Origin of the sequence: Parabacteroides sp. D25 (assembly GCF_000307475.1) — a bacterium.
In the GTDB taxonomy this organism is placed as follows: domain Bacteria; phylum Bacteroidota; class Bacteroidia; order Bacteroidales; family Tannerellaceae; genus Parabacteroides; species Parabacteroides distasonis.
Window position 1 is genome coordinate 297,591 of sequence record NZ_JH976506.1, and the last position, 26,038, is coordinate 323,628.

19 protein-coding genes are annotated in these 26,038 nt (G+C 44.2%); 13 read left to right on the forward strand and 6 right to left on the reverse strand.

Translation table 11 applies throughout. The features are described 5' to 3' along the window. Position 1: 1 nt before the first annotated feature. The 11 genes from HMPREF0999_RS17310 (at position 2) to HMPREF0999_RS17360 (ending at position 13,373) form a co-directional block, all read left to right on the forward strand. Entirely contained in the window at positions 2-1,462 is a 1,461-nt protein-coding gene (locus tag HMPREF0999_RS17310) for a UDP-N-acetylmuramoyl-L-alanyl-D-glutamate--2,6-diaminopimelate ligase (protein ID WP_009276483.1), read from the forward strand. Between the two features lie 13 nt (positions 1,463-1,475). Next, the gene (gene mraY / locus HMPREF0999_RS17315; RefSeq protein ID WP_005861367.1) at positions 1,476-2,735 is read left to right on the forward strand and encodes a phospho-N-acetylmuramoyl-pentapeptide-transferase; all 1,260 of its coding nucleotides are present in this window, start codon (positions 1,476-1,478) and stop codon (positions 2,733-2,735) included. 3 nt (positions 2,736-2,738) lie between these two features. Continuing rightward, complete coding sequence (gene murD, locus HMPREF0999_RS17320; protein WP_009018312.1) at positions 2,739-4,076, forward strand: UDP-N-acetylmuramoyl-L-alanine--D-glutamate ligase; 1,338 nt, start codon at positions 2,739-2,741, stop codon at positions 4,074-4,076. 11 nt (positions 4,077-4,087) lie between these two features. Continuing rightward, complete coding sequence (locus HMPREF0999_RS17325; RefSeq protein WP_009276485.1) at positions 4,088-5,395, forward strand: FtsW/RodA/SpoVE family cell cycle protein; 1,308 nt, start codon at positions 4,088-4,090, stop codon at positions 5,393-5,395. Then, positions 5,392-6,498 (forward strand): undecaprenyldiphospho-muramoylpentapeptide beta-N-acetylglucosaminyltransferase, encoded by a 1,107-nt coding sequence (murG, locus tag HMPREF0999_RS17330; RefSeq protein ID WP_008773833.1) that lies wholly within the window; start codon positions 5,392-5,394, stop codon positions 6,496-6,498. The genes HMPREF0999_RS17325 and murG overlap by 4 nt, the downstream gene beginning before the upstream one ends. 5 nt (positions 6,499-6,503) lie before the next feature. Then, complete coding sequence (gene murC / locus HMPREF0999_RS17335) at positions 6,504-7,892, forward strand: UDP-N-acetylmuramate--L-alanine ligase (RefSeq protein ID WP_009276486.1); 1,389 nt, start codon at positions 6,504-6,506, stop codon at positions 7,890-7,892. After that, positions 7,889-8,617: a cell division protein FtsQ/DivIB gene (locus tag HMPREF0999_RS17340; RefSeq protein ID WP_005866972.1), complete on the forward strand. Its 729-nt coding sequence runs from the start codon at positions 7,889-7,891 to the stop codon at positions 8,615-8,617. The genes murC and HMPREF0999_RS17340 overlap by 4 nt, the downstream gene beginning before the upstream one ends. Positions 8,618-8,622: 5 nt before the next feature. Next, on the forward strand, positions 8,623-9,981 hold the full coding sequence (ftsA, locus tag HMPREF0999_RS17345) for a cell division protein FtsA (protein WP_009276487.1): 1,359 nt from the start codon (positions 8,623-8,625) through the stop codon (positions 9,979-9,981). A gap of 33 nt (positions 9,982-10,014) precedes the next feature. After that, a complete protein-coding gene (ftsZ, locus tag HMPREF0999_RS17350) occupies positions 10,015-11,379 on the forward strand; it encodes a cell division protein FtsZ (protein ID WP_009276488.1) in 1,365 nt (454 codons plus the stop codon). Between the two features lie 19 nt (positions 11,380-11,398). After that, a complete protein-coding gene (locus HMPREF0999_RS17355; protein WP_005861384.1) occupies positions 11,399-11,848 on the forward strand; it encodes a GatB/YqeY domain-containing protein in 450 nt (149 codons plus the stop codon). 115 nt (positions 11,849-11,963) lie between these two features. Continuing rightward, positions 11,964-13,373 carry a carbon starvation protein A gene (locus tag HMPREF0999_RS17360; RefSeq protein WP_009276489.1) on the forward strand — a complete coding sequence of 470 codons (1,410 nt, stop codon included), beginning with the start codon at positions 11,964-11,966 and terminating at the stop codon, positions 13,371-13,373. A 53-nt stretch (positions 13,374-13,426) separates the two neighbouring features. Here HMPREF0999_RS17360 and HMPREF0999_RS17365 read toward each other — a convergent pair whose 3' ends face one another. The 6 genes from HMPREF0999_RS17365 to HMPREF0999_RS17390 form a co-directional block, all read right to left on the reverse strand. After that, positions 13,427-14,158, reverse strand: coding sequence for a response regulator transcription factor (locus HMPREF0999_RS17365; protein ID WP_005861388.1), 732 nt, complete (start codon positions 14,156-14,158; stop codon positions 13,427-13,429). Between the two features lie 2 nt (positions 14,159-14,160). Continuing rightward, complete coding sequence (locus HMPREF0999_RS17370; RefSeq protein WP_005861390.1) at positions 14,161-15,720, reverse strand: sensor histidine kinase; 1,560 nt, start codon at positions 15,718-15,720, stop codon at positions 14,161-14,163. 264 nt (positions 15,721-15,984) lie between these two features. Beyond that, positions 15,985-18,804, reverse strand: a complete 2,820-nt coding sequence (locus HMPREF0999_RS17375) for a TonB-dependent receptor (RefSeq protein WP_009276490.1) — start codon at positions 18,802-18,804, stop codon at positions 15,985-15,987. A gap of 130 nt (positions 18,805-18,934) precedes the next feature. After that, complete coding sequence (locus HMPREF0999_RS17380; protein ID WP_008773829.1) at positions 18,935-19,486, reverse strand: RNA polymerase sigma-70 factor; 552 nt, start codon at positions 19,484-19,486, stop codon at positions 18,935-18,937. A gap of 417 nt (positions 19,487-19,903) precedes the next feature. After that, a complete protein-coding gene (locus HMPREF0999_RS17385) occupies positions 19,904-20,806 on the reverse strand; it encodes an IS3 family transposase (protein ID WP_121961876.1) in 903 nt (300 codons plus the stop codon). Next, positions 20,764-21,171, reverse strand: coding sequence for a transposase (locus HMPREF0999_RS17390; RefSeq protein ID WP_009276492.1), 408 nt, complete (start codon positions 21,169-21,171; stop codon positions 20,764-20,766). The genes HMPREF0999_RS17385 and HMPREF0999_RS17390 overlap by 43 nt, the downstream gene beginning before the upstream one ends. 187 nt (positions 21,172-21,358) lie before the next feature. Here HMPREF0999_RS17390 and HMPREF0999_RS17395 point away from each other — a divergent pair, with 187 nt between their 5' ends. Further along, positions 21,359-22,417: a FecR family protein gene (locus tag HMPREF0999_RS17395; protein ID WP_009276493.1), complete on the forward strand. Its 1,059-nt coding sequence runs from the start codon at positions 21,359-21,361 to the stop codon at positions 22,415-22,417. 184 nt (positions 22,418-22,601) lie between these two features. Further along, the gene (locus HMPREF0999_RS17400) at positions 22,602-26,033 is read left to right on the forward strand and encodes a SusC/RagA family TonB-linked outer membrane protein (RefSeq protein ID WP_009276494.1); all 3,432 of its coding nucleotides are present in this window, start codon (positions 22,602-22,604) and stop codon (positions 26,031-26,033) included. The last annotated feature ends 5 nt before the right edge of the window (positions 26,034-26,038 follow it).

Here is a 26,038-nt window from a genome sequence, read left to right on the forward strand (position 1 = left end):
TATGGAACTAAGGGATTTAATCGGTGCGTTGGAAGCTCCTATGTTGATGGGGGCGGATAATGTGGATATCACGAATATTCAATCAGACTCTCGTCGGGTGACGAAAGGGTCTTTGTTTGTCGCTGTGAGAGGTACGGCCGTGGATGGCCATGCCTATATGGACAGCGCCATAGAGAAGGGGGCTGTCGCTATCGTATGCGAGGAGGCTCCGTCCTATTTGGAGGGGAGATGCTCGTTTATCGTGGTGAAGGATTCGGCGGAGGCGCTGGGTCTTTTGGTTTCCCGCTGGTATGGTGATCCTTCCGGGAAATTGGTGTTGGTAGGCGTGACGGGTACGAACGGGAAGACTACGATCGCTACCTTATTATATGAGATGTTCCGGAAGATGGGGCATAAGGTGGGATTGCTTTCCACGGTATGTAATTATATAGATGGCGAGGCGGTACCGACGGATCATACGACACCGGACCCGCTTACGCTTCATTCCTTGATGGCCCGGATGGTAGAGGCCGGATGCGAGTATGCTTTTATGGAGGTTAGCTCTCATTCGATCGATCAGCGGCGCATCAGCGGCTTGTCTTTCGACGGGGGGATTTTCACGAACCTGACCCGCGATCATTTGGATTACCATAAGACCGTGGAGAATTACTTGAAAGCGAAGAAGAAATTCTTCGATGACCTGCCTGCCGGGACTTTCGCCTTGACGAATGCCGATGATAAATCCGGCTTGGTGATGTTGCAGAATACGAAGGCGAAAAAGCTGACCTATTCCTTGCGTACCTTGGCCGATTTCAAGGGAAAGATATTGGAATCTCATTTCGAGGGTACAGACTTGATCATTAACGGTCGGGAGGTTATGGTGCATTTCGTGGGACGTTTCAACGCTTATAACTTGCTGGCCGTGTACGGAGCCGCGGTTTCTTTGGGGAAAGATCCCGAGGAGGTGTTGATCGTGCTGAGCACGCTTCGCTCCGTATCCGGTCGCTTCGAGACGATCCAGTCTCCGCTCGGTTATACGGCGATCGTGGATTACGCTCACACGCCGGATGCCTTGACGAATGTACTGAATGGCATTCATGAGGTATTGGATGGGAAAGGACGTATCATTACCGTGGTAGGTGCCGGGGGAAACCGGGACAAGGGGAAACGCCCGCTGATGGCGAAAGAGGCTGTCAAGCTGAGCGATCAGGTAATTCTGACTTCCGATAACCCGCGCTTTGAGGAACCGGATGATATTATTAACGATATGGTAGCCGGATTGACGAAAATGGATATGGAACGTACCTTATGTATCACGGACCGTACGCAAGCGATCAAGACCGCTACGATGTTGGCGAAGAAAGGGGATGTGATCCTTGTTGCCGGAAAAGGCCACGAAGACTATCAGGAGATCAAGGGGGTGAAACATCACTTTGACGACCGTGAGAAGTTACGCGAGATTTTTTCGACACAACAATCATAATATTTAAGACGACATGCTTTATTATCTTTTTAATTATTTGGATCAGTTGGATTTCCCGGGAGCGGGTATGTTTAAGTACGTATCTTTCCGCTCGGGGTTGGCCTTGATCTTGTCCTTGTTTATCTCTACGGCGATCGGCCGGCGTATCATCGATAAGTTGCAAATGTTGCAGATCGGCGAGACGGTGAGAAATCTTGGGCTGGAGGGCCAGATGAGCAAGAAGGGAACGCCAACGATGGGAGGTATTATCATTATTATCGCTATATTGATCCCGACTTTACTGTGTGCCAAGCTGAATAATATCTATGTGATATTGATGTTGGTGACTACGGTTTGGCTGGGAGCCTTGGGATTCGCGGATGATTATATCAAGGTGTTCAAGAAGAATAAGGAGGGCATGCACGGACGTTTCAAGATCGTCGGGCAGGTAGGACTGGGCCTGATCGTTGGCTTGGTATTGTTCATGAGCCCGGATGTGGTGATCAAGGAGAATATGGAGGTGCGCCATGATAACGTGATCGAGGAGGTGCGTTATCATACGGTGGAGACCAAGTCGACAAAGACGACCATCCCGTTCTTGAAAAACAATAATTTCGATTACGCCAACTTGGTGAACTGGGCGGGCGATTATAAGGAGGAGGCCGCGTGGCTAGTGTTCGTGCTGATGGTGATCTTTGTGGTGACTGCCGTGTCGAACGGAGCCAATATGACGGATGGATTGGACGGCTTGGCTGCCGGGACATCGGCGATCATCGGGGTGGCGCTCGGTATTTTGGCCTATATGTCATCCCACTTTGAGTTCGCCTCGTTCTTGAATATCATGTTTATACCCGGCGCGGAGGAGTTGGTGGTTTATGCCGCTGCCTTTATCGGTGCCACGGTCGGTTTCTTATGGTACAACTCGTATCCGGCCCAAGTATTTATGGGAGATACGGGTAGCTTGACCTTGGGAGGTATTATCGCCGTTTTCGCGATCATCATCCGTAAGGAGTTGTTGATTCCGATCCTTTGCGGTATTTTCTTGGTGGAGAATATATCGGTCATGTTGCAAGTGGCCTACTTTAAATATACGAAGAAGAAGTATGGGGAAGGTCGCCGTATCTTCAAGATGGCTCCTTTACACCATCATTTCCAGAAACCGGGAAACGCGGGTATACAGGCATTGATCCAAAAGCCGTTCAATGTCGTGCCTGAATCGAAGATCGTGGTCCGTTTCTGGTTGATCGGTATTATTTTGGCTGTTATGACGATAGTTACGTTAAAGATGAGATAAAAGATGAGTAAGAGAATGGTTATATTAGGGGCCGGGGAGAGTGGCGCGGGAGCCGCTGTCTTGGCGAAGGCGAAAGGATTCGACGTGTTCGTGTCCGATAAATCGTCTATCAAACCTAAGTATAAGGAGATGCTGGACAACCACGGGATTCGTTGGGAAGAGGGACAGCATACCGAAGCCGACATCTTGAGTGCCGACGAAATTGTCAAGAGCCCGGGTATTCCCGACAAGGCTCCTATCATACAGTTATTGAAGAAGCAAGGTACGCCGATCATCTCCGAGATCGAGTTTGCCGGAAGGTATACGGACTCGAAGATGATTTGCATCACGGGTAGCAACGGCAAGACGACAACGACGATGCTTACGTATCATATACTGAAAGAAGCGGGCGTGGACGTGGGCTTGGCCGGAAATGTCGGAAACAGCTTGGCGCTTCAGGTTGCGGAAGATCCACATGCGGTCTACGTGATCGAGTTGAGCAGTTTCCAACTGGATAATATGTACGACTTTAGAGCGGATATCGCTATTATATTGAATATAACACCGGATCATCTGGACCGTTATAACTATGAGATGCAGAATTATGTAGACGCTAAGTTCCGCATCTTGCAAAATCAGACGAAGGACGACGCCTTCATTTTCTGGAACGATGACCCGATCATAGCCCGTGAGATCGCCAAACGGCATCCTGAGGCTACTCTTTACCCATTCGCCGAGACACATGAGAACGGCGTGAAGGGATATACGGAAAATAATCAAGTAGTTATTGAAACGGCAAACGGAACATTTACGATGGAACAAGACCTATTGGCATTGACTGGTACGCATAACCTGTATAACTCTTTGGCTTCGGGGATAGCGTCCAAGATCGTGGACATTCATGATGAGAAAATACGTGCCTCACTCAGTGATTTCACGGGTGTTGAGCACCGTTTGGAAAAGGTGCTTCGCGTGCGTGGTGTTGATTATATCAATGACTCGAAAGCTACGAACGTAAACTCTTGTTGGTATGCCTTGCAGAGCATGACGACTCCGGTCGTTTTGATCTTAGGGGGCACGGATAAAGGGAATGATTACTCGGAGATCGAGGAATTAGTGAATAAGAAGGTACATTCATTGATTTTCATGGGTGTGGATAATACGAAACTGCATGCGTTCTTCGACGGGAAAGTGGCGAATATTGAAGACGCCCGCTCGATGGAGGAGGCTGTGGCGAAAGCTTATAAGATGGCTCATAAGGGAGATACGGTATTGCTCTCTCCTTGTTGCGCCAGCTTCGACCTGTTCAAGAGCTATGAGGATCGGGGCGATCAGTTCAAGGCTTGCGTACGTAATTTGTAATAAAGGATAAAATGGATCTGGCGAGTAAACTGTTTAAGGGCGACCGGGTGATATGGATCATCTTCATGTTCCTGTGTCTTATATCGGTGGTGGAGGTGTTCAGTGCGACCAGTACGATCGCTTATAAGAACGCGAATCACTGGGCGCCTATCGTACGGCACGCCACCTTTTTATTGGGAGGTTTCGTCATGGTATTGCTGTTGCATAATATACCGTGTCGCTTCTTTTCTGCGTTTATTATATTATTGCCGGTCTCGATGTTGATGTTGATCGTGACGCCCTTTATCGGCGTGGACGCTAATGATGCGCATCGATGGCTGGAAATCATGGGAATACAGTTCCAGCCTTCGGAGTTCGGGAAGCTGGCTTGTGTCGTGTTTGTCGCTTTCTTGCTCAGCAAACGGGGGAAATTAACGGAGAACCAGATCTTTAAGTATATACTGATTGGAGTAGGACTGACCTGTGTCTTGATTCTGCCGGAGAACTTCTCTACGGCGTTTATGTTATTTGGAGTTTGTTTCCTGATGATGTTTATCGGTCAGTTGCCATTTGGTAAGTTGGCGAAGCTGGCGGGTATCTTGATGTTGGCGTTGGTATTGTTCTTGGCGTTGCTTAAGTTTACGCCGGCCGCTATTACCCAGTATTTGCCGGATCGATTCGTTACTTGGCAGGGGCGTTTGGAGCGTTTCTTCGACGGGCATAAGGATAATTTGGATGAGAGTGGTACGTATAAGATAACCGATGATAATTATCAGGTAACCCATGCGAAGATAGCTATTGCTAGGGGAGGCGTATTAGGACAGATGCCCGGACATGGCCAACAGCGTGACTTCCTGCCACAGGCGTATTCAGATTTTATCTATGCGATTATCATAGAGGAACTGGGTATCGTTGGGGGGATCTTTGTACTGTTGCTTTATATAATGCTGCTAGTGCGGGTCGGGATGATCGCCCGGAAATGTGATAAATCATTCCCGAAATTCCTAGTGTTGGGATGTGGGTTGCTGGTGGTAGTCCAAGCCTTGGCGAATATGGCGGTAGCCGTGAATTTAGTGCCCGTTACCGGGCAACCGATGCCGTTGGTGAGCCGGGGGGGTACGTCTACGCTTATATCTTGTATCTATTTCGGGATCATATTGAGCGTAAGTCGTTTTGGAGCCAATATCGGAAATGAGGATGAGGAAGAGGAGGATACGGAGAATCCAGAGAATCCTTCCGACGAGCCATCCGGAGAGACAATAAATCAGGCGGTCGAGGGAGAGAAAGAAGATAATCCGCTATCGGCTGTCGAAACGATAACTGTAGAGTCAAAAGTATGAGAAAGTACCGGATCATAATAAGTGGTGGTGGTACGGGAGGCCATATCTTCCCGGCCATATCTATCGCTAATACTTTCAAGAAACGTTTTCCGGATGCGGAAATCTTATTTGTGGGTGCGGAAGACCGCATGGAAATGGATAAGGTTCCGGCAGCTGGTTATAAAATCGTAGGTTTACCAGTGAGTGGGTTTGATCGTGCCCACTTGATGAACAACGTGAAGGTCATGGCTCGTTTAGCGAAAAGCTTGCGCTTGGCGAGGAAGACGATCCGTGAGTTCAAGCCAGATATAGCGGTCGGCGTGGGCGGTTATGCCAGTGGACCGACTTTATGGATGGCGGCTTCGCAAGGTGTTCCTGCGTTGATACAGGAGCAAAACTCGTATGCCGGTGTGACCAATAAGTTGTTGGCGAAGAAAGCGAGCAAGATTTGTGTCGCTTACGAGGGCATGGAGAAGTTCTTTCCGGCGGATAAGATCGTGATTACGGGAAATCCGGTGCGACAGGATTTGGAAGAGGCGCTGAGCAAGAAAGAGGAGGCGTTGGCGTTCTTCGGGCTTTCTCCGGAGAAAAAAACGATCCTTGTGGTAGGTGGTAGCCTTGGCGCACGGACGATTAACCGGAGTATTCAAGGGGATCTGGATAAGTTCTTCGCCTCGGATGTACAGGTTATTTGGCAAACCGGTAGGTATTATTACAGCGACGCTTCCAAGCATTTGAAGGCGTACCGGGGAATGCCGGTTTGGTGCTCAGACTTTATTACCCGTATGGATTATGCTTATTCAGCGGCCGATTTGGTGATATCCCGTGCGGGGGCTAGTTCTATCTCGGAGCTTTGCTTATTAGGAAAACCGGTGGTCTTGGTGCCTTCGCCGAATGTGGCGGAAGATCATCAGACCAAGAATGCCTTGGCCTTGGTCCATAAGGATGCCGCCGTTATGATCGCCGATAAAGACGCGGAAAAGGATTTGGTGCCTACTGCCTTGAAGATAGTTCATGACGATGAACGTTTGCGTACGTTGAGCCGTAATATCGAGACCTTGGCGCAACGCCATAGCGCAGACCGTATCGTGGATGAGATTGTTAAGATTATAGATAAGAAATAAGGAATATGGATATAAATAAAGTGACAGCGGTGTATTTCGTAGGTGCCGGGGGCATTGGGATGAGTGCCTTGATCCGTTATTTCCTCGCTAAGGGAAAACGAGTGGGCGGATACGATAAGACCCCTTCCGATTTAACCGAGGAGTTGAAAAAGGAGGGAGCCGATATTCACTATGAGGATAATGTAGCTTTGATCGGGGAGGCGTTCAAGTCGCCCGATGATACGCTGGTGGTTTATACGCCGGCGGTCCCGGAGTCGCATACGGAATTGACCTATTTCCGGGCGCACGGTTTTGAGGTGATGAAGCGGGCACGTGTCTTGGGAGAGATTACGAAAAGCAGCCGGGGTTTATGCGTGGCGGGAACGCACGGCAAGACAACGACCTCTTCTATGCTGGCTCATTTGCTGAAACAATCGCCGGTGGATTGCAATGCTTTCCTCGGAGGAATCCTAAAGAACTACGAGAGTAATTTGATGTTGTCTGATACGAGCGACTTTACCGTGATCGAGGCGGATGAGTTCGATCGTTCTTTTCATTGGCTTACTCCTTATATGGCAGTGATTACTTCCGCAGATCCAGATCATCTGGATATTTACGGTACGGCGGAGGCTTACCGGGAGAGTTTCGAGAAATTTACCTCCTTAATTCGTCCCGATGGTTGTCTACTGATCAAGAAAGGAATCAACGTAACGCCCCGTTTACAGGAGGGTGTCAAGGAATATACCTATTCCGTTACGGAAATAGCGGACTTTTACGCTGAAAATATTCGTATTTGCGACGGAAATATTACCTTTGACTTCGTTGGTCCAGAAATCCGTATTCCTGATGTGGAATTAGGTGTTCCCGTAAAGGTTAATATAGAGAACGGGGTAGCGGCTATGGCGATCGCTTGGTTGAACGGAGTGAAACCGGAGGATTTGAAAAAGGGTATAGCTACATTTGCCGGACCTCGCCGCCGTTTCGATTTCCATTTGAAGACTGATCAAGTGGTATTGATCGATGATTATGCCCATCATCCGGCCGAATTGCGACAGAGTATCTTGTCGGTGAAGGAATTATATGCGGGTCGTAAGGTGACAGGTATTTTCCAGCCGCATCTATATACCCGTACCCGGGATTTCGCTGGTGATTTCGCCGCGAGTCTCTCTTTATTGGATGAGTTGATCTTGCTGGATATCTATCCGGCTCGTGAGGAACCGATTCCGGGGGTGAGCTCTCGGATCATTTTTGATAAGGTGACGATCCCTTCCAAGACGCTGTGTAAGAAGGAAGAGCTTTTGGACGTGGTTGCCGCCGGGAAATATGAGGTAGTATTAATGGTAGGCGCCGGTAATATCGACCGTTTGGTGGAGCCTGTAAAAGAGATTTTATGTAAACAAATAAGGAAACCGTGATCCGAATAATTTCCATAGTAGTAGCCACGTTGTTGTTCTGTTACATCGTGTTTGTGTCGTTTTTCTTTCGGGAAATACGTCAGGACTCTATTTGCCAAGATCTGCAAGTCGTGGTGAAAGACAGTCTGGATAAACACTTCGTGAGCGAGAGTGACCTTGTGTCTATACTGAAGAAAGCCGGGCTAGATCCGATCAAGCGGTCAATGGCCGACGTGAATACGGATCGGATAGAGACGGAATTGCTTAAGAATGAGATGATCGCCCAAGTGGAGGCGTATAAGACTCCTTCGGGTATTATCAAGCTAGAGGTCATGCAAAAGATGCCTATCCTCCGGATTATGGGCGTAAGAGGTAGTTATTACGTGGATAATCTGGGAACCACCATGCCGATCAGTCGTCGGTATGCCGCACATGTGCCAATTGTGAGTGGATATGTGGAAAAAGAGCTTGCGGTGACCGACTTATACAAATTTGCATTATTTTTGCAAGAGAATGAGTTCTGGAATGACCAGATTGAACAAATCTATGTCTATCCGGATAATGATATAGAACTTATTCCAAGAGTGGGTAACCACCGGATCATGTTGGGTACTTTGGATGAATTCGAAGAAAAGCTTGCGAATTTAAAGCTTTTCTATGAACAAGCGATCCCTAAAGTGGGTTGGGAAAAGTACAGTATGATTAATTTAAAATATAAGAATCAGATTGTTTGTACTAAAAAATAGATGATATGGCATACACAGACTTTATAGCAGCTATTGACCTAGGTACCTCCCATATGGTAGGAATGGTGGGGACTAAGAATGCGACGGGCGCTCTTTCAATCATCGCCTACGAAGTTGAGAACTCCGGCACCTGCATACGAAGAGGATGTGTATATAACGTGAAGGAGACGGCGAGTAAGATAAAACGCTTGATCCTCAAGTTGGAGAATAAACTGGGGGGGACCAAGATCGGGCAGGTATATGTGGGACTGGGTGGCCAGTCACTCCGTTCTATCGAGCATACGGTTTGCAAGGTGTTGGGAACGGAAGGAGTGGTTACGGAGGAGATCATAGACTCTCTTTATCAAGAGTGTAAGGATTATCGTCCGGATATGTTGACCGTTCTTGACGTGGTTTCTCCTTCCTATTTTTTAGATGATAAACCAGAGTCCAACCCGGTGGGCGTGCCTTGTAGCCGTATCGAGGCTCGTTATAAGTTGATTGTTGGACGTCCTTCCTTGAAATTAAATATTGTCAATAGCATCTCGGAACAAGCGAAAATCGAGATCGCCGGTATTCTGGTGTCACCCCTTGCGTTGGGAGATGTTGTCTTGAGCGACAATGAGAAGGACTTGGGTTGCGCCTTGATCGGTTTCGGTGCCGGCGTGACGACGATATCTGTCTATAAGGGTGGTAAGTTGGCCAGCCTTTCCGTTGTTCCCTTTGGAGGTAATTTGATAACAAAAGATATAACCAATCTCAGGGTCGTAGAGTCTGAGGCGGAACGCTTGAAGATCACTTATGGTAGCGCGAAAGCGGACCGGGATAATGATATGACCATCCAAGTGAGTTTAGCGGATGGAATGGGCTTGCGTGAGATTAAGCTGGCCGAGTTGAACGGTGTGATCGAGGCCCGTATGGATGAGATCTTAGAGAATGTATATGCTCGTCTGGAGGCTACAGGCTTGATGAGCGTTCTCGGTGCTGGCATCGTGATTACGGGTGGAGGCGCCGCTTTGAAGAATTTACCGGCTGTTATGAGCGAACGCTTGAAGATGGAGGTTCGCTATTCTGCGGTTCGCAAGGGGGTTGTCGCTAGTGGTGATTTAGTGGTCGCCAGCAATCCCGAATATGCGGTAGCCGTCGGCCTCTTGGCGAAAGGAACTAAGAATTGCGCGTTATATATTCCTCCTAAACCGGAGCCTAAGATTGAGCCGGTGGTTGAGCCTGAACCGATAGTGGAACCGACTCCGGAACCGGAACCCGTCAAGGAGAAGCCGAAGAAAGAGAAGAAAAAAGGTCCCGGCTTGTTCGGGCGGTTGACAAAAGGAATCGATACCTTTGGTAAAACCCTCTTCGATGACGATGATAACGAGAGTAAATAACGTGATCTACGAATGTAATAAAACCGGAAGACAATGGACGATACAATATTAAATTTTAATTATCCTACGGATACTCCCAAAATCATTAAGGTGATTGGTGTTGGAGGCGGTGGCGGAAACGCTGTTACTCATATGTATAAGGAGGGCATACACGATGTTACATTCGTGTTATGTAATACGGATAATCAAGCCTTGAACCGTTCGGATGTTCCTATCAAGTTGTTGCTGGGACGTGAGATCACGCAGGGATTGGGCGCGGGAAATAAGCCGGAACGTGCGATGATGGCGGCCGAGGAGAGTCTGGACGATCTTCGAGGTATGTTGAACGACGGTACGAAGATGGTATTTATTACCGCCGGTATGGGTGGTGGTACCGGTACGGGTGCCGCTCCGGTTATCGCTCGTATCGCGAAGGATATGGGAATATTGACGGTAGGTATCGTAACCATTCCTTTCTTGTTCGAGGGTGAGCGTAAGATTATACAGGCCTTGAATGGTGTGGAGGAGATCGCGAAGAACGTGGATGCCTTATTGGTAATCAATAACGAGCGTTTGCGTGAGATTTATTCGGACCTTTCCGTGATGAACGCTTTCGGCAAGGCCGATGATACCTTGACGATCGCCGCCAAGAGTATCGCGGAGATCATTACGCTTCCGGGTATTATCAACCTCGACTTCGCCGATGTTAACACCACGATGAAAGATGGTGGTGTCGCTTTGATGAGTAATGGTTTTGGTGAAGGAGAAGGACGTGTTCGCCAAGCGGTGGAAGACGCTCTGAATTCTCCGCTATTAAGCAACAACGACGTAAAGAACGCCAAGAAAATCCTGTTCAACGTATATTTCAGCGAGGAAGCCGAGTTGCGCATGGAGGAGATGAACGACGTGCATAACTTTATGTCCGAGTTCAACCGTGATATAGAGGTTATCTGGGGTACTGCCGTGGATAATACATTAGGTAATAAAGTGAAAATGACGATCCTCGCTACTGGATTTACGATGGATGATATTCCATTGATCGCTGATAAACGCAGGAATGAAGCCGCTCAGATGACGGAAGAAGAATTGCGCTTAGAAGAAGAGCGAATCGAGAAAGAGCGTAAGGAGCGTGATTTGATTGGTAAATATTATGGTGCTTCCGCACAAAAGGTGGGTCGTTTTACCTCTCGTGCGAAAGCGGTAGTTTTGACTCAGGAAGAGTTGGACGATGATGCCTTGATCGCTTTGATAGAGGATAATCCGACTTATAACCGGGATCCGAAGATCGTAGCCCGTGCCCGTTCCAAAGTAGCGGGAGAGGATATTCAAGTATCGGCTCCGACAACGGCGAAGCAACCGGCTAACCAATCTCGCCAAGATTCTCAGCGGGGGGGTAAACAAGTGATCAGTTTCCGATAGTTAATAATATAATAAGGATATGGATTTATTTGAACAAGTCAGTGAAGACATTAAAAACGCTATGAAGGCGAAAGATAAAGTCGCCTTGGAGACATTGAGAAATGTAAAGAAATTTTTCTTGGAAGCGAAAACCGCTCCGGGAGCCAATGATACGCTGACGGATGCGGATGCCTTGAAGATCATGCAGAAGTTGGTGAAACAAGGGAAAGATTCCGCTACGATTTATGTGCAACAGGGCCGTCAAGACCTAGCGGATGTTGAGTTGGAGCAAGTAAAAGTGATTGAGAAATATTTACCTCAACAAATGTCTGCCGAGGAATTGGAGAAAGAATTGAAAGCTATTATCGCTCAAGTCGGTGCCGCTGGCCCGAAAGATATGGGTAAGGTAATGGGTGTAGCCTCAAAAGCATTGGCAGGAAGAGCCGAAGGACGGATGATTTCCGAGACGGTTAAGCGTTTACTTAATTAATTGATTCATACGAAGACTGCACTAAGGGCATTCTGACAATTACTCGTTAGAATGCCCTTGGTACGGTTTTCTCGTATATACCTTTTCCTTTGACAATTTAATTCTTTAGAAAACCATGATTACTTTTACATGTTGTCTGATAGCCCTTATCGTTGGATATTTTATGTATGGTAAATTTGTCGAGCGGGTGTTTGGCGTAGATCCCTCCCGGGTTACTCCCGCTTTCACAAAACAAGATGGTGTTGATTATATACCCTTGCCTACTTGGAAGATTTTCATGATCCAATTTTTGAATATAGCGGGTCTGGGACCTATTTTCGGCGCTATCATGGGGGCTAAATTTGGGGTAGCTTCTTTCCTTTGGATCGTATTGGGAAGTATATTTGCGGGCGCTACCCATGATTTCCTATCGGGAATGCTTTCGTTGCGGCATGATGGAGAAAGTCTTCCTGAATTGATCGGACGGTATCTGGGGAACAACTTTAAGCAATTTATGCGGGGCTTTACGGTTATCTTGATGATCTTGGTGGGTGCTGTTTTCGTAGCTGGGCCTGCAGGGTTGCTGGCTAAACTGACTCCGGAATATCTAGATGCTACGTTCTGGATTATCGTCGTATTCATTTATTATATACTGGCTACTCTATTACCTGTTGATAAGATTATCGGAAAGATCTATCCATTATTCGCCATCGCTTTGCTATTTATGGCCGTAGGTATCTTGGTTATGTTATTTATTAACCAGCCGCCGTTACCTGAGATTACGGATGGACTTAGTAATATGCATCCGGGAGGCTTGCCTATTTTTCCGATCATGTTTGTTAGTATCGCTTGTGGCGCTATCTCTGGCTTTCATGCTACCCAAAGTCCATTGATGGCCCGTTGCATGAAAAGTGAGAAATACGCCCGTCCCGTATTTTACGGAGCGATGATTACCGAAGGTATCGTAGCCTTGATCTGGGCCGCCGCCGCTACGTATTTCTTCCATAATAACGGAATGGAGGAGAACAATGCCGCTGTCGTAGTAGACAGTATCACAAAAGAGTGGCTGGGCGCTGTCGGAGGTGTATTAGCGATACTGGGTGTGATAGCAGCTCCGATTACTTCTGGCGATACGGCTTTCCGCTCGGCTCGTCTGATTGTCGCAGACTTCCTGCATATGGAGCAAAAAACGGTGGTCAAACGTCTGATGATCTGTATTCCCATGTTTATCGTTGCGATAGGAATCTTATTATATAGTCAAAAAGATAAGGATGGCTTCGATATGATCTGGCGTTATTTCGCATGGAGTAACCAGACGTTGGCAGTATTTACCCTATGGGCCTTAACCGTATATTTGGTACAAGCAAAGAAATTATATGTGATAACCTTGATTCCCGCCTTATTCATGACGGCGGTATGTTCTACCTATATTTTTGTAGCTCCGGAAGGGTTTGGTCTTTCCTCCGGTTTTTCTCAACTTTTGGGGCTACTAGTTACATTGATCGTTTTCGGGATCTTCTTAGTCTGGAAAAGAAAGAAAGTATAAAAAAGGCTGGCTTACATTTAGCCAGCCTTTTCTGTCGTTATTGTTCAAGTGAATTAAAGCACTTGTATGCCTTCCTCACGGGCTTGTTCCTCCCCGGAAGGAGTGATTAATTTATAACCCTTGCCGTGGATGTTGATGATCTCGATACCCGGATCGTCTTTCAACAATTTACGTAATTTCGTGATATAAACGTCCATGCTACGAGCGTTGAAATAGTTATCGTCTACCCAGATTGTCTTCAAGGCGTAGTTACGCTCAAGGATCTCATTTGCGTGGGCGCACAACAAACTTAATAATTCGCATTCCTTCGTAGTAAGTTTCGTAACCTTGTCGCCGATAGCCAACGTTTGTTTTTGGGTATCGAACAAGAAGTTTCCTAACTTGTAGAAAGGAATATCTTTCATCTTCTTACCTTTCACACGGCGAAGGATAGCCTCGATACGAAGCAATAGCTCTTCCATGCTAAACGGTTTTGTCAAGTAGTCATCCGCACCGATCTTGAATCCTTCCAAGATGTCTTCCTTCATAGTCTTGGCTGTAAGGAAGATAATAGGGATATCAGGATTGATAGAGCGAATTTCTTGTGCCAAGGTGAAACCATCTTTCTTTGGCATCATGACATCCAACACACAAAGATCGTATTTACCTTTGGTAAAACCTTTGTATCCGGCTTCTCCGTCAGAGAATAGGTCCGTTACATACCCTTTAGCTTGTAAGTATTCTCTTAAAAGCATTCCTAAATTCTCATCGTCTTCACAAAAGAAGATCTTTAGTTTTTCTTCCATAACTAACTTTTTATAAGAGGTAAAGTAATAATAAATTTTGTTCCAATGTTTCCGGCACCACTTTCAGCACGGATCGTACCTTTGTGGTCCTCAATAATTTTGCGTACGTAAGCGAGTCCGAGGCCGAACCCTTTCACGTCATGTACGTTGCCTGTCGGTACGCGGAAGAAACGGTCGAATACCTTTTTCAGATATTCTTTCTTGATACCGATACCATTATCTTCCACGGAGATCAACAGCTTTCCGTTCTCGTTCCAAGTGCGTGCCATCAATGTAAGCGGAACTTCCGGGCGGCGGTATTTAACCGCATTGTCCATCAAGTTGAACAATACATTGGTGATATGCATTTCATCCACATATATATCCGATTCTGTAGCTTGCAGGTCTATATCCATTGTACCGCCGTACTTCTCGACCTTTAAAACGAAGGTGTTAGCCACGTTCGCTACCAAATCATTCGCGTCAATTTCTTTCAATTTAAGCGCTGCTTTCTGTCGTTCGAACAAAGACATCTGTAGCACTTTCTCGACCAAGAAGCTCAATCGCTTCGTCTCGTCGTTGATTACGCCGGATATATGCTTGAATACGTCCGGACTCTTCGTTATATCCGAATCCTTCAACATCTGAGCGGCGAGCGAGATCGTGGATACCGGTGTCTTCAACTCGTGCGTCATGTTGTTGATAAAGTCGTTTTTCATCTCGGATAACTTCTTCTGACGGAATACGATGTAAATCGTGAAGACGAAGGTTATCAACAGGATCAATGAGAATATAACCGATGGAACGATGAAAGTAATAGAGCTTGAGATATAATCCCCTTTCGTCGGAAAATAAACTCTCAGGTAGTTTAGTTTCGATGGGGGATCGTTCGGGAAAAGCACTTGGGTGATCACGTCAGAGGCGATCGGTTGCTTTTGGAATTCTCCGCTCTGGTATACTACATTTCCATCTTTGTTAATAACAGAAAACACAAACGGCAAGTTCAAACCGTTGTTAATAAATTCTGTTTTTAAGTAATTGTTCAGCTTTTTAAAATCTATACGTTCCTCGATCGGCTTTAGATTCGCGGTGTATAAGATGTTGTAAATCACCTCCTCTATCAGTCCACCTTGGTACTGGTAACGTCTTTTTAGTGTCTTCTGTAAATCTTTAGATGTGTTTACGATGCTGTTGGCAGACTGCCGTTTTGACAAGGAAGAGAGCGGCTCGAACTTATGGGCGCTAAAACTTTGCATCTCTATTTGTTGAACGGTTCCATTAGAATCCTTGATCTGTAATTGGTATTTCTCATGGTTGATCACTTGTCCTAGGCTTTGGGCATCCGGGGCATTTTGATACATGAAATTTGTCTCATCCCGGTTGATATCATCCTCGAGGTATTTACGGGTCTCATCCAATTCCAGATTCTTAGATACTTGGCGCAGGCTTCTTTTGACAGTCTCATTGAACTGTTCGCTGCGTGTCTTAAGTATAATGCTCACATAGTTTACCTGTAGGTATAATAACCCGGCGAAGGCAAAAGCCATAACTACCGCAAGCAACCAAATTGTCGACTTCCTCATATCAATATCTTTCTCTTAATATTGCAACAAATAACGTATGTTTTAGTTTAATATTTACACAAAAAAGGTAAAAATAATCCGTTTAAAATGTTAATAATACTTTGTGGACATAGAGGATGTATGCTAGCTAAGCATTGAAACTCCGCTGTTAATGCGCTAGTTAGCGTTATTTTATCCTAAGTTTTTTATATATTATCCTACGTAAAAACAAGTCCGGTGCGTTCTTTGTTGCGCCCGGACTTTATAAAGTCTCCACTTAGGGGATTAAAATCGATGTCCCGGAGGAGGACCCATCGGACCTCTTCCCCGTCCGCTTCTACCCGGCGTTTTCACGTCGCTGGCACTGGCTCCGCCTTTGAAGATGCTAAACCGATAGATGAAGTGTACCATGAAATAACTGCCTAGCGTGTTATATTCTGAGTCTTGTATATAGCTAGCGGTAACGGAACGGGAGATATTGCTTCGTTGTTGCAGGATATCGTAGATCTTGAAACGGAGCGTCCCTTGGTTATTCTTTAAGAAAGACTTGGAGGCTGAGGCATTCCATAGGACTTCGTTCTGTTTGAATCCGTCCCCGTAGCCAGAGTTGGTAGACCAGTTCACGTCACTCTCTATCTTGAAATTGAGGGGCAGATAGATTGTCGTGTAACCGCCGGCTCCGTAATTGAAGGTGTTTTGGTTATTTTCCTTTTGCAGGGAGTTGCTGGTGGCATTGTAACGAATATTCCCGTTTACGCCCAGATCCAGATAAGAGGAGCGGAAGTCGATACCACCACGTTCGGACAATATGAGATTCCGGTTCGTATTCTTCTCCTCGTTGATATATCCGTTGCTATTAGCGAACGAGGCCATTGTCATGGAGTTGATGGAGAATTTCTTATTCTTCAAGGGGGTGTTCAACATCATACGGACGTTGCCACTATAGTTGCCATTTACGTTTTTGTAAGTGGTGGTCTTTACACCTGTCTCTTGGTTATAAGAGGTATAACTTACGATATCGTTGATGATATAACTACCGTTTGCCATGATCATGAAGGCCCGTTGTTTCTCCGGCGTGAACTGTTGGAAACGAATAAATACGTTGTTCGTATAGCGGGGATTCAAATCCGGGTTACCGATCGTGATATTCGTCGGGTCCGAGATATCCGCTACCGGTTGTAATTGAGTCATGCTCGGTTGGCTGGTACGGCCATTATACATGATACGAAGATTCGTACGCTTATCGAACATATAGTTGAATTGAGCCATCGGGGAGAGGTTGACCACCTTACGGGTTATCTTGGATAAGGTCGTGTCGCCAACGAAATTCTCGCTGCTGGAATAGGATGGGTCCAGATTCAAGCCGATCGTGTAGTTGAACTTTGCCCGTTGAGACTTGAAGCTCAAGCTGGCCCGCTGGCTGATAAAGTTATTGCGATAGCTTTGGCTGTAGGCGGAATCTAATACATTATATATACCATCAGCGTCTTGGTTGTAAACATTCTTCAAGGCTTCTTGTTTCCGTTGGCTGATGCTATAAGTGGCTTGGATGAAATTATTATGCCCGATCGGTTCTACCCACGATACGTAGGCCCGGTAATTGAAACCTTTGTTGTCGTAACGTGAGCGCTGGTCGATAATGCTATTCTTCAAGGCATCAGTCTGGTTGAAATAAACGATGTCGGAACGGTTCATGCCGTCACTGTACGAATCGCTATTGCCTCCGGAAAGGGTGGCGCTGAACACACGCCCTTTGTTATTCAGCTTACGGCTGAAATCGATGCTGGCATTTAGGTTGTACCCGTTACTTTCCGAGTAATTGTTGGATTTGTTGGTATTGACCGTATCCCGTTCGTTATCCAAGGTGGTAGCATCACTGAAATTGTCATTCATGCTATGGCTGAGGCTGAAACTCGGGCGGAAGATAAGTTGAGTCATCGTGTCCGGTTTCCATTCCAAGCGAAAGTCTACGCCAAAGTTATCGCTCTTCGTACGGCTCATCGCCTCGCTATTATCGTAGGAGGAACTATCTCCGGGAAGAATATTCTGCCGGTCGCTCTTGCTACGAGCGTCATTGTCGGAATGGGAATAACGAGTATTTCCCCCAAGAGTTAGTTTATCCGGCTTGAATTCCTTGCTGAAATTCAAACCTGCGTTTCCGGAAGAGGTGATACCGCTACCCGCTCCGAAACCTCCTCGTCGGCCTCCACCGCCTCCCATACCGGAGAACATTGTTGAGGCTAGATCGGAAAAGCCCATATTATTCGTGTTATTCGCTCCCCCCATGAACGTGATCTGGTCATTATTCACGAAACGATTGACCATGGCGTTGCCTTCATACCGATCTTTACTTCCGTATCCGCCATATGCGTTGCCAAACCAACCTTGCTTCATGCCGGGTTTCACGGTTAGGTTGATGACGGTCTCTTCCTCTCCATCGTCGAAGCCAGTCATTTGGGCCATATCGCTTTTTTTATCAAGTACCTGTAATTTATCGATCATCTTGGCTGGAAGATTCTTGGAGGCCACTTTCGGGTCATCGGAGAAGAACTCCTTTCCGTCCACCATTACCTTTTTCACCTCTTTTCCATTGACGGTGATCTTGCCTTCGCTATCTACCTCCACACCGGGCATCTTTTTCAATAAATCCTCCAAAACGGAGCCTTCGGTTACTTTATAAGAATCCGCGTTGTATTCCACAGTGTCGTTGCGAACGGTAACCTCGGGTGCCTTACCTATAACTACGGCTTCTCCCAACTCGATCGCTCCGTCGCTTAATTCAAGTTTACCTACGTTTACGGGGTTTTTCTTTCCGGTGATTTGCAAGGGTTGGTACAATGGATCGTATCCGATGAATGTGATGTGTAGTAAATAACTTCCTTTCTTTACGTTTTTCAAGGTAAAACTACCATTATGGGCGCTCACCACACCTCGTACCATGGCACTGTCTTTTACGTTCAGCAATCGTACCGTTGCTTGCTCGATGGGGGTATCACTACCTTGCTCAACGACAGATCCGGTAACATTAACACCGCTTTGCTGTGCGAAAGCCATCGGTGAAAAAAGGATCATCAACAACATCAAAAGGCACTTTCCCGATTTCATAACTATATGGATTACATTGTTTACAATTACGAAAAGATAGACAAGGTTCACTCAAAATAGTTTAATATAATTTTTATGGATTTGATATTATTAACAATCGTGCAGGCCTTTGGATTTATGGAGAGTATTCTTAGAACAAGAACATTATAAAAGGTAAATAGTCCTTCAATTTAACCCGCAATATTTTCAAGGATTGTGTAATCCGGTATTCCACGGTTTTGATAGAAACCCCCAAGGCCTCTGCGATTTGGGGATTAGATTGCTCTCCGAATCGGCTAAGTTTAAATGTCTCCCGGTAATTCTCAGGCAATTCTTCGATCGCTTTCGTGATATTCTCTGTAAGCTCGTTAACGAAATAGGTATCAGGATTCTCAAATTGATCTTTAATCTTATCATAAATCAGGCTATGTACTCGCTCATGATACAATTGCCTTTTGATCGCATTGAGGCAACGATGCTTAACAGCCATAAAAAGATAGGATTTCAAGGATATCTCTACAAATAAGGAATTTCGGTTTTCCCATATAAATAACATTAGCTCCTGAATAAGTTCTTCGGCATCCTCATCAGAAACATATTGGGAAGCATATTCGCATAGCGGCGAATAAAATTTGATAAACATCTGTTTAAAAGCGTCTTTACTTCCTAATTGTATTTGTTCAATTAAAGTAGAATCATCCATAGCACCTTCTTCATCCTTTCTTTTCTGTAAGCAAAGATATATTTTATCTTGGATATTCAAGATTAAAATTAGGGTAACCGCATCGAAATATCACTTTTAGGACATCCTTATCGCAAGATATACTTACTTTACCGATGAAGTACTACTTACTTTACTGATAAAGTATATATCCTATGGGAAAGTAAGTAGTAAAAGTGACTATGCCTAAATTTACTTCACAGATTTTACTGTTATTTTCTAAGGTACTTCACATCTTAGAGAAGCTTCTCCTGAAAAACTTCACAGGGTTGAAAGTTGTTTCCTGAACCGGTTCACAGCGGCAAAAATACCGTTTTTCTTTTTCCATGCAAAACAACCATGAAAAAACCACTGCGGAGGAAGCCTCGCGGCTGGAGGCGCAAAGCCTCCATTGAGCGATCACATACAAGTCAGAGCTTCTCGGAACCTGACAGGTGGGAGCATGTCCCTGTTGCTCCTATGCGGTCTCCTATTGTTGTAGAAGTCTATGATCCTCGCCAACAAATCCCTTGCGACCACCACGTCCGGGGGGCGTTTCATCCTGTAGAGCCATTCCTGCTTGATGATGCCGTTGACCCGCTCGGCGATCGCGTTGTCGGTAGGCTTGTAGTCCTCCGTCATGCTGATCGTGGCTTTAATGGCCTGTAGACGATCAATATATTGATTACAACAATATTGAACGCCGCGGTCGGAGTGGTGGATCAGTCCATCGAACCCTAGGGGTGACACGTGCGAGATACCCATGTCCAGAGCCGTCACGGTATTGGAGGCGACTAGGCTGTCGGAAAGGACCCAGCCTATGATCTCATGCGTGAACGCGTCCGTCAGGAGATGCAGGTAGGCCACGCCCTCATCGGTGTCGATATAGGTGATGTCGGCCACCCACAATTGGTTGATCCTGTTGACGGTCAATCCCTTGATCATGTTCTTGTACTTCCTGTAAGGATGGTTGGAGCTTGTCGTGTGACGGCGCTTCCCGGGCTTCAGCATCAGGTGTGACTCGTGCATCAGCCCGTAGAACCAGTCCCGGCCACGCATCTCGTCCGGATAGAGTTCCTTGAGCATCAGGTACAGCTTGTACGCCCCGATGCCCGGAGCCTCATGCCGGATATCCCTCACGGTGTCAAGTATCTCTTTCTCTGACAATTCCCTGCGCATGCGTTTCTCCTTGCTCACGGAGTAATAACCTTCTCTTGTCTTGCCAAACAGCCCGCTCAGGCTACCGATCGATTCCTTGGGATGCCTGAGCCGAAGGTTGTCTACCGCTTGGCGCCAGCTTTTTTTAGCAGGTCGATGCCATATTGTTCCCGACCGATCTTAAGAAGCTCATGCAGAGCCTCATTGCGCAACTCTGAGCAGGCCAACGCCTTGCGTAGGCGCAAGTTCTCCTCCCGGAGCCTCTCGCTCTCCGTTTGGGGACCGGTCGCCTTGGATGATTCGGATTTCTTTCGTGCCATATATACCTGATGCTCTAACTCTGTCAGATCGGACGGTAAAGATAGCGTTTTTGACTCAAAATAACCTTCCCAGCGACTGAAGGTCACGTAATCAACCGAATATTTCTTACATAGCCTGTACTTGGTTGAGCCACTCTCATAATACTCCTTCAGCATACGGAGCTTGAACTCCATGCTGTAATTTTTACGTTCTCTTAACTTGTTTGACATGTTACACACGTTCTTTTAATTGTTAATTACGTGTGAAGTAAATCTGTATCATGTCAAAGTCTAACGGTCTTCCATAAAAAAAATTGATGCGGTTACCCTGGGCTAAAAATGAGAAAGTTGAAAAAAATTGCTTTTTAGTTAAGGGTGTGTTCTTTCTGGATTGTCTTAGTTATAGAAACAGATAAGAATGAAAACTGAAAATAGACATATTAATTTTCAAGAGCCGGAAGGTATGATGCTTTTACGGTATATAAAGGACACAGCTTCCAATGAGGAAAAATCTTATATTGAAGCTTGGCTGGAAGCGGATGAAAATAATAAGAGGATCTTATTACAGACCGCCCGTATATATTATACGAACAATGCGATGGAACGGATCGCTAGCCGAAATCCATTGATTGCCTATGAAAAGTTGGAACAACGATTAGCAAAACGGACCCGTTTATATTGGCTGAAGAGGTTCTCTGTCGCTGCGGCTTGTATAATTGCTATCATTGGGCTATCAACCTTATTTTCCCATAGAAAGGCTGATTCTGAATTTGGAGATCCTCAAATTATAACACTTCAGGCAAATGCGGGAGTCCGTACACGCTTTAATTTACCGGATGGTACTGTTGTTTATCTAAATTCGGGTAGTGTTTTATCCTATCCGATGTCTTATGACCAAAAAGAAAGAAAAGTATATTTATCAGGAGAAGCCTATTTTAAAGTCACTCACAACGAAAAACAACCTTTTATTGTCAGTACTTCAGGAGATCAGCATAGGGTTAGAGTTTTAGGCACGGAATTTAATATACAAGCTTATGGGGATGAGAATATAATTTCGACTACTTTAGTGACGGGCTCCGTAAATCTCGAGGTGAAGAATAAATCAGGGAATGTGAGTCATAGGACGTTACTACCATCCGAAAAAGCGATTTGCAACTTGGATAAAGAAGAAATTTCTGTGATGAAAATAAACACGATGTATGAAACCGCATGGATGGATGGCAAACTGATGTTCAAGGATACGCCTTTACCTGAGGCTTTGAAAAAATTGTCATATTACTATAATGTTGAATTTGTGATTCAGGATGCGGAGATTAAAAGCTATTGTTTAACCGGTATTTTAGATAATAGGTTGCTATCTCAGACACTAGACTATTTGAGAATATCTTCAAATATTGATTATCGTATAGAAGATATGAAGACAGATGACAGCAAAGGTACTAACCGTACTCGAGTTATACTTTGGAAAGGAAAATAAAGAAAAATGTATAATAATTAAATAATATGGGCCTATGGAATAAAAGAACAAGAATGTAGACTTGGTCTATCTAAAAAACATATGGGAAAATGTTACCAGCATCTTCCCATATGAAACAATTTGATAGAAGGTCTTTAAACCGACTAAGAAATTTATTTTTTAATCTTAAATCAATTACAAAAATATGATGAATAATTTATATTTCCAACTTGATGGAGATAAATCAACGTTTGTCAGGTTGGTATCTAAAATATCAAGAATTATGAAGTTGACCTTATTTCTTGTATGTTTATCAATTAGTATGTCATTTGCTATGACAACAAATGCTCAAAGCACCTCACTTTCTTTTAAAGCGACAGATCAATCTATAAAAAAAGTTTTGGAACTGATTGAAAGTCAAACTGATTTCCACTTCTTTTATAATAGTAAGCTGGTTGATGTCAGTCGAGTGATATCAGTTGATATAGAGGATGAAGATCTCATTTCTGTGTTGGAGAATGTGTTTAAGGATTCGAGTATCGGGTATAAGGTAGTAGGTAAGGATGTGATCTTATCCTTGAAAAATCTTAGTCAAGGACAAGATGGAAAGACCGTGACTGGTACGGTTGTCGATGAAAACGGTTTACCTGTTATTGGTGCGAATATCGTGGAAAAAGGAACTGCGAATGGGACGATTACGGATATAGATGGAAGGTTCTCTATTAGTGTTGGGAAAAATGCAGTATTGGTTGTTTCCTTTATCGGTTTTAATGTGCAAGATGTCCCAGTTGAGGGTAAATCAAATCTGACTATTGCTTTAAAAGAAGATACTCAGGCTTTGGAAGAGGTCGTAGTAGTGGGGTATGGGGTTAGTAAGAAATCTCATTTAACAGGTTCTGTTGGTTCTGTTAAGATGGATGAAGATGTTGTTGGTCGTCCTGCTGTTGAAGTGGGGCAGTCTTTGTATGGAAAAGTTGCAGGTGTGCAGGTGATAGGAGGCTCTGGTGAACCAGGTAGTTCATCTTCAATACAGATTAGAGGTGTTAATTCTATTTCTGCAAGTAGTGCTCCTCTCGTAGTTATAGATGGAGTTGCTGTTCCTGATTATGATATGAATTTGATCAATAATGCTGATGTTGAGTCTATCGAAATTTTAAAAGATGCTTCTTCTGCGGCTATTTATGGATCTCGTGGTGCGAATGGTGTTGTTTTGATTACAACCAAGAGTGGAAAAACAGAAAAACCACGAGTAAATATTAATTACTTGTTTGGTGTTCAAAAATTGTTAAAGAAAATTGATGTCATGAATAGTCGGGAGTACGCAGAGGCTTATATGGATGCCGCACAAAATGGTTGGGTTGATAGTGGTGGTGATCCTAACGCACCTAATACAATAGAGGCGCGTGGTGCATATAAATATACATGGCCTGAAGCATTTGAGCATCCTGAAAGTTTATATGATATTGATTGGCAAGATGTCGTATTTGATGCGGCACCAATGCATAAATTGGATGCTAATATTTCGGGTAAATCGGAAAAGTCAGATTACTTGATATCGGCTGGATATGTCAATCAAGCAGGAATTTTATTAGACTCTGATTATAAAAAGTACTCATTAAGTCTTAAATTGAATACTCATATAAATAAATATTTGGATGTGGGTGGCAATATGAGTCTTAATTATGGAGATCAAAAAGAGGTCTATTGGAGAACAGCAGAGTGGGCAGTCCAATATCCTTCTGTTTTCCCTGTATATGCGGAGAATGGTCTTCTTGGTTGTAATTCATATCTCCCTGGTTTCGAAAAATATAATACAATCCTTTTTAGACCGAATATGGGCCATCCTCTTTATATGAAAAATAATGATGCAAATCGGCAAATTCTAAATACGATAGGAAGTGCTTATGTGTCATTAAATTTATTACCTGGACTGAAGTTTAAATCTTCTTTTAATTATTATTTAAAAAGGAATGATTATAATAATTATGAGGCAAAAGATCATGACTTAGGAGAGGCTTATTATACTCCAGGACAAATGACAGTTGATCAAGCTAGAAAGTGGAATTATACATTTCAGGATCTATTGACGTATGATAAATCTTGGGGTAATCATGAATTTTCATTCTTGTTAGGATTTGAATTTAATAAAAATGACTATTATAAGACTAGTCAGTCAAGAAGGGACTATGATAATGATTTATTGCATGCGTTAAGTGCGGGAAAGACCGTTTTGTCTTCAAGTGATGTAATCACAAAGAATACATTGATGTCTTATTTTGCAAGAGTAAACTATAACTATAAAGGCCGATATATGCTTTCTGCAGCTTTCCGTCGTGACGGCTCCTCTCGTTTTGCTCCGAATAATAAATGGGGAAATTTTCCCTCTATTTCTTTAGGATGGTTAGTGACGGAAGAGGATTTTATGAAAAAAATGGATTGGATTAATATGTTAAAATTGCGAGTTAGTTATGGATTGACAGGAAATGACCATTTTCAAGATTATGTTTGGGTGGCGAAATTAAATCAATCTAAAATTGCTTTTGGAAATAATTTAACAACTTCATATTATCCATCCAATATAACTAATCCTGATTTGAAATGGGAACGTACACAACAGTTAAATGTGGGATTAGACTGGGGAGTGTTGAAGAGTCGTATACAAGTAGGATTAGATTATTATTATTCGACATCTGATGGACTGTTGTTGAATGTTCCAGTTCCTGCTATAACAGGTTATTCTTCTATATTTACAAATATCGGTAAATTGGAGAATAAAGGTATTGAATTTAATATAACTACTCAAAATATTGACAATAAAGATTTTTCATGGAGTACGAATTTCAATATATCAAAAAATAAAAATAAGATTCTTGAATTAGGGCCAAGTGGTGCTTCTATGATCTTTACTCCAAGTAGTTTTGGTGGAATGCAAAAAATTAATGAGGTTGGTCACTCTGTGTTCAATTTTTATGGATACCAATATGATGGTGTTTATATGAGCCAAAAAGAGATCGATGCTGATCCAGCGCATTATAAAACTGCAAGACCTGGAGATGGTCGATACGTAGATGTAAATAAGAATGGTGTATTAGATGCAGGTGATAGAACTCTTATTGGAGATCCTAATCCGAAATTTATTTGGGGATTTACAAATAACTTTAAGTATAAAGATTTTGATTTGAGTTTTTTGTTCCAGGGTGCTCATGATTTTGCGATATATGATGATAATGCTCATCGTTCGTTGATGTATCATGAAGGTCGAAATTTTTTGAAAGAAGTTACAAATAGATGGCGTTCGGAGGAAAATCCTGGTGATGGTGAGCATTACAGATTGTCTGTAGACTTAGGAGAATATGAAAAGAGAGGATCAAGTTTGTGGATTGACCGGACATCTTATATTAGGTTGAAGAGTTTAACTTTTGGTTATACACTTCCAAAAAATATTTCGAAAATAGCAAGTTTGCAATTTGTGAGATTTTATTTTAATGCCTTGAACTTATTTACGATAACTGGTACTGATGTTTGGGATCCTGAGTCGTTTAGAGGGGATGCCTCAGATGCTTCTGCAAGAGGTGTGATGGGAAATATATATCCATCTTCTAAAGTTTTTTCTTTTGGTGTTAATGTTGGATTTTAATTCAT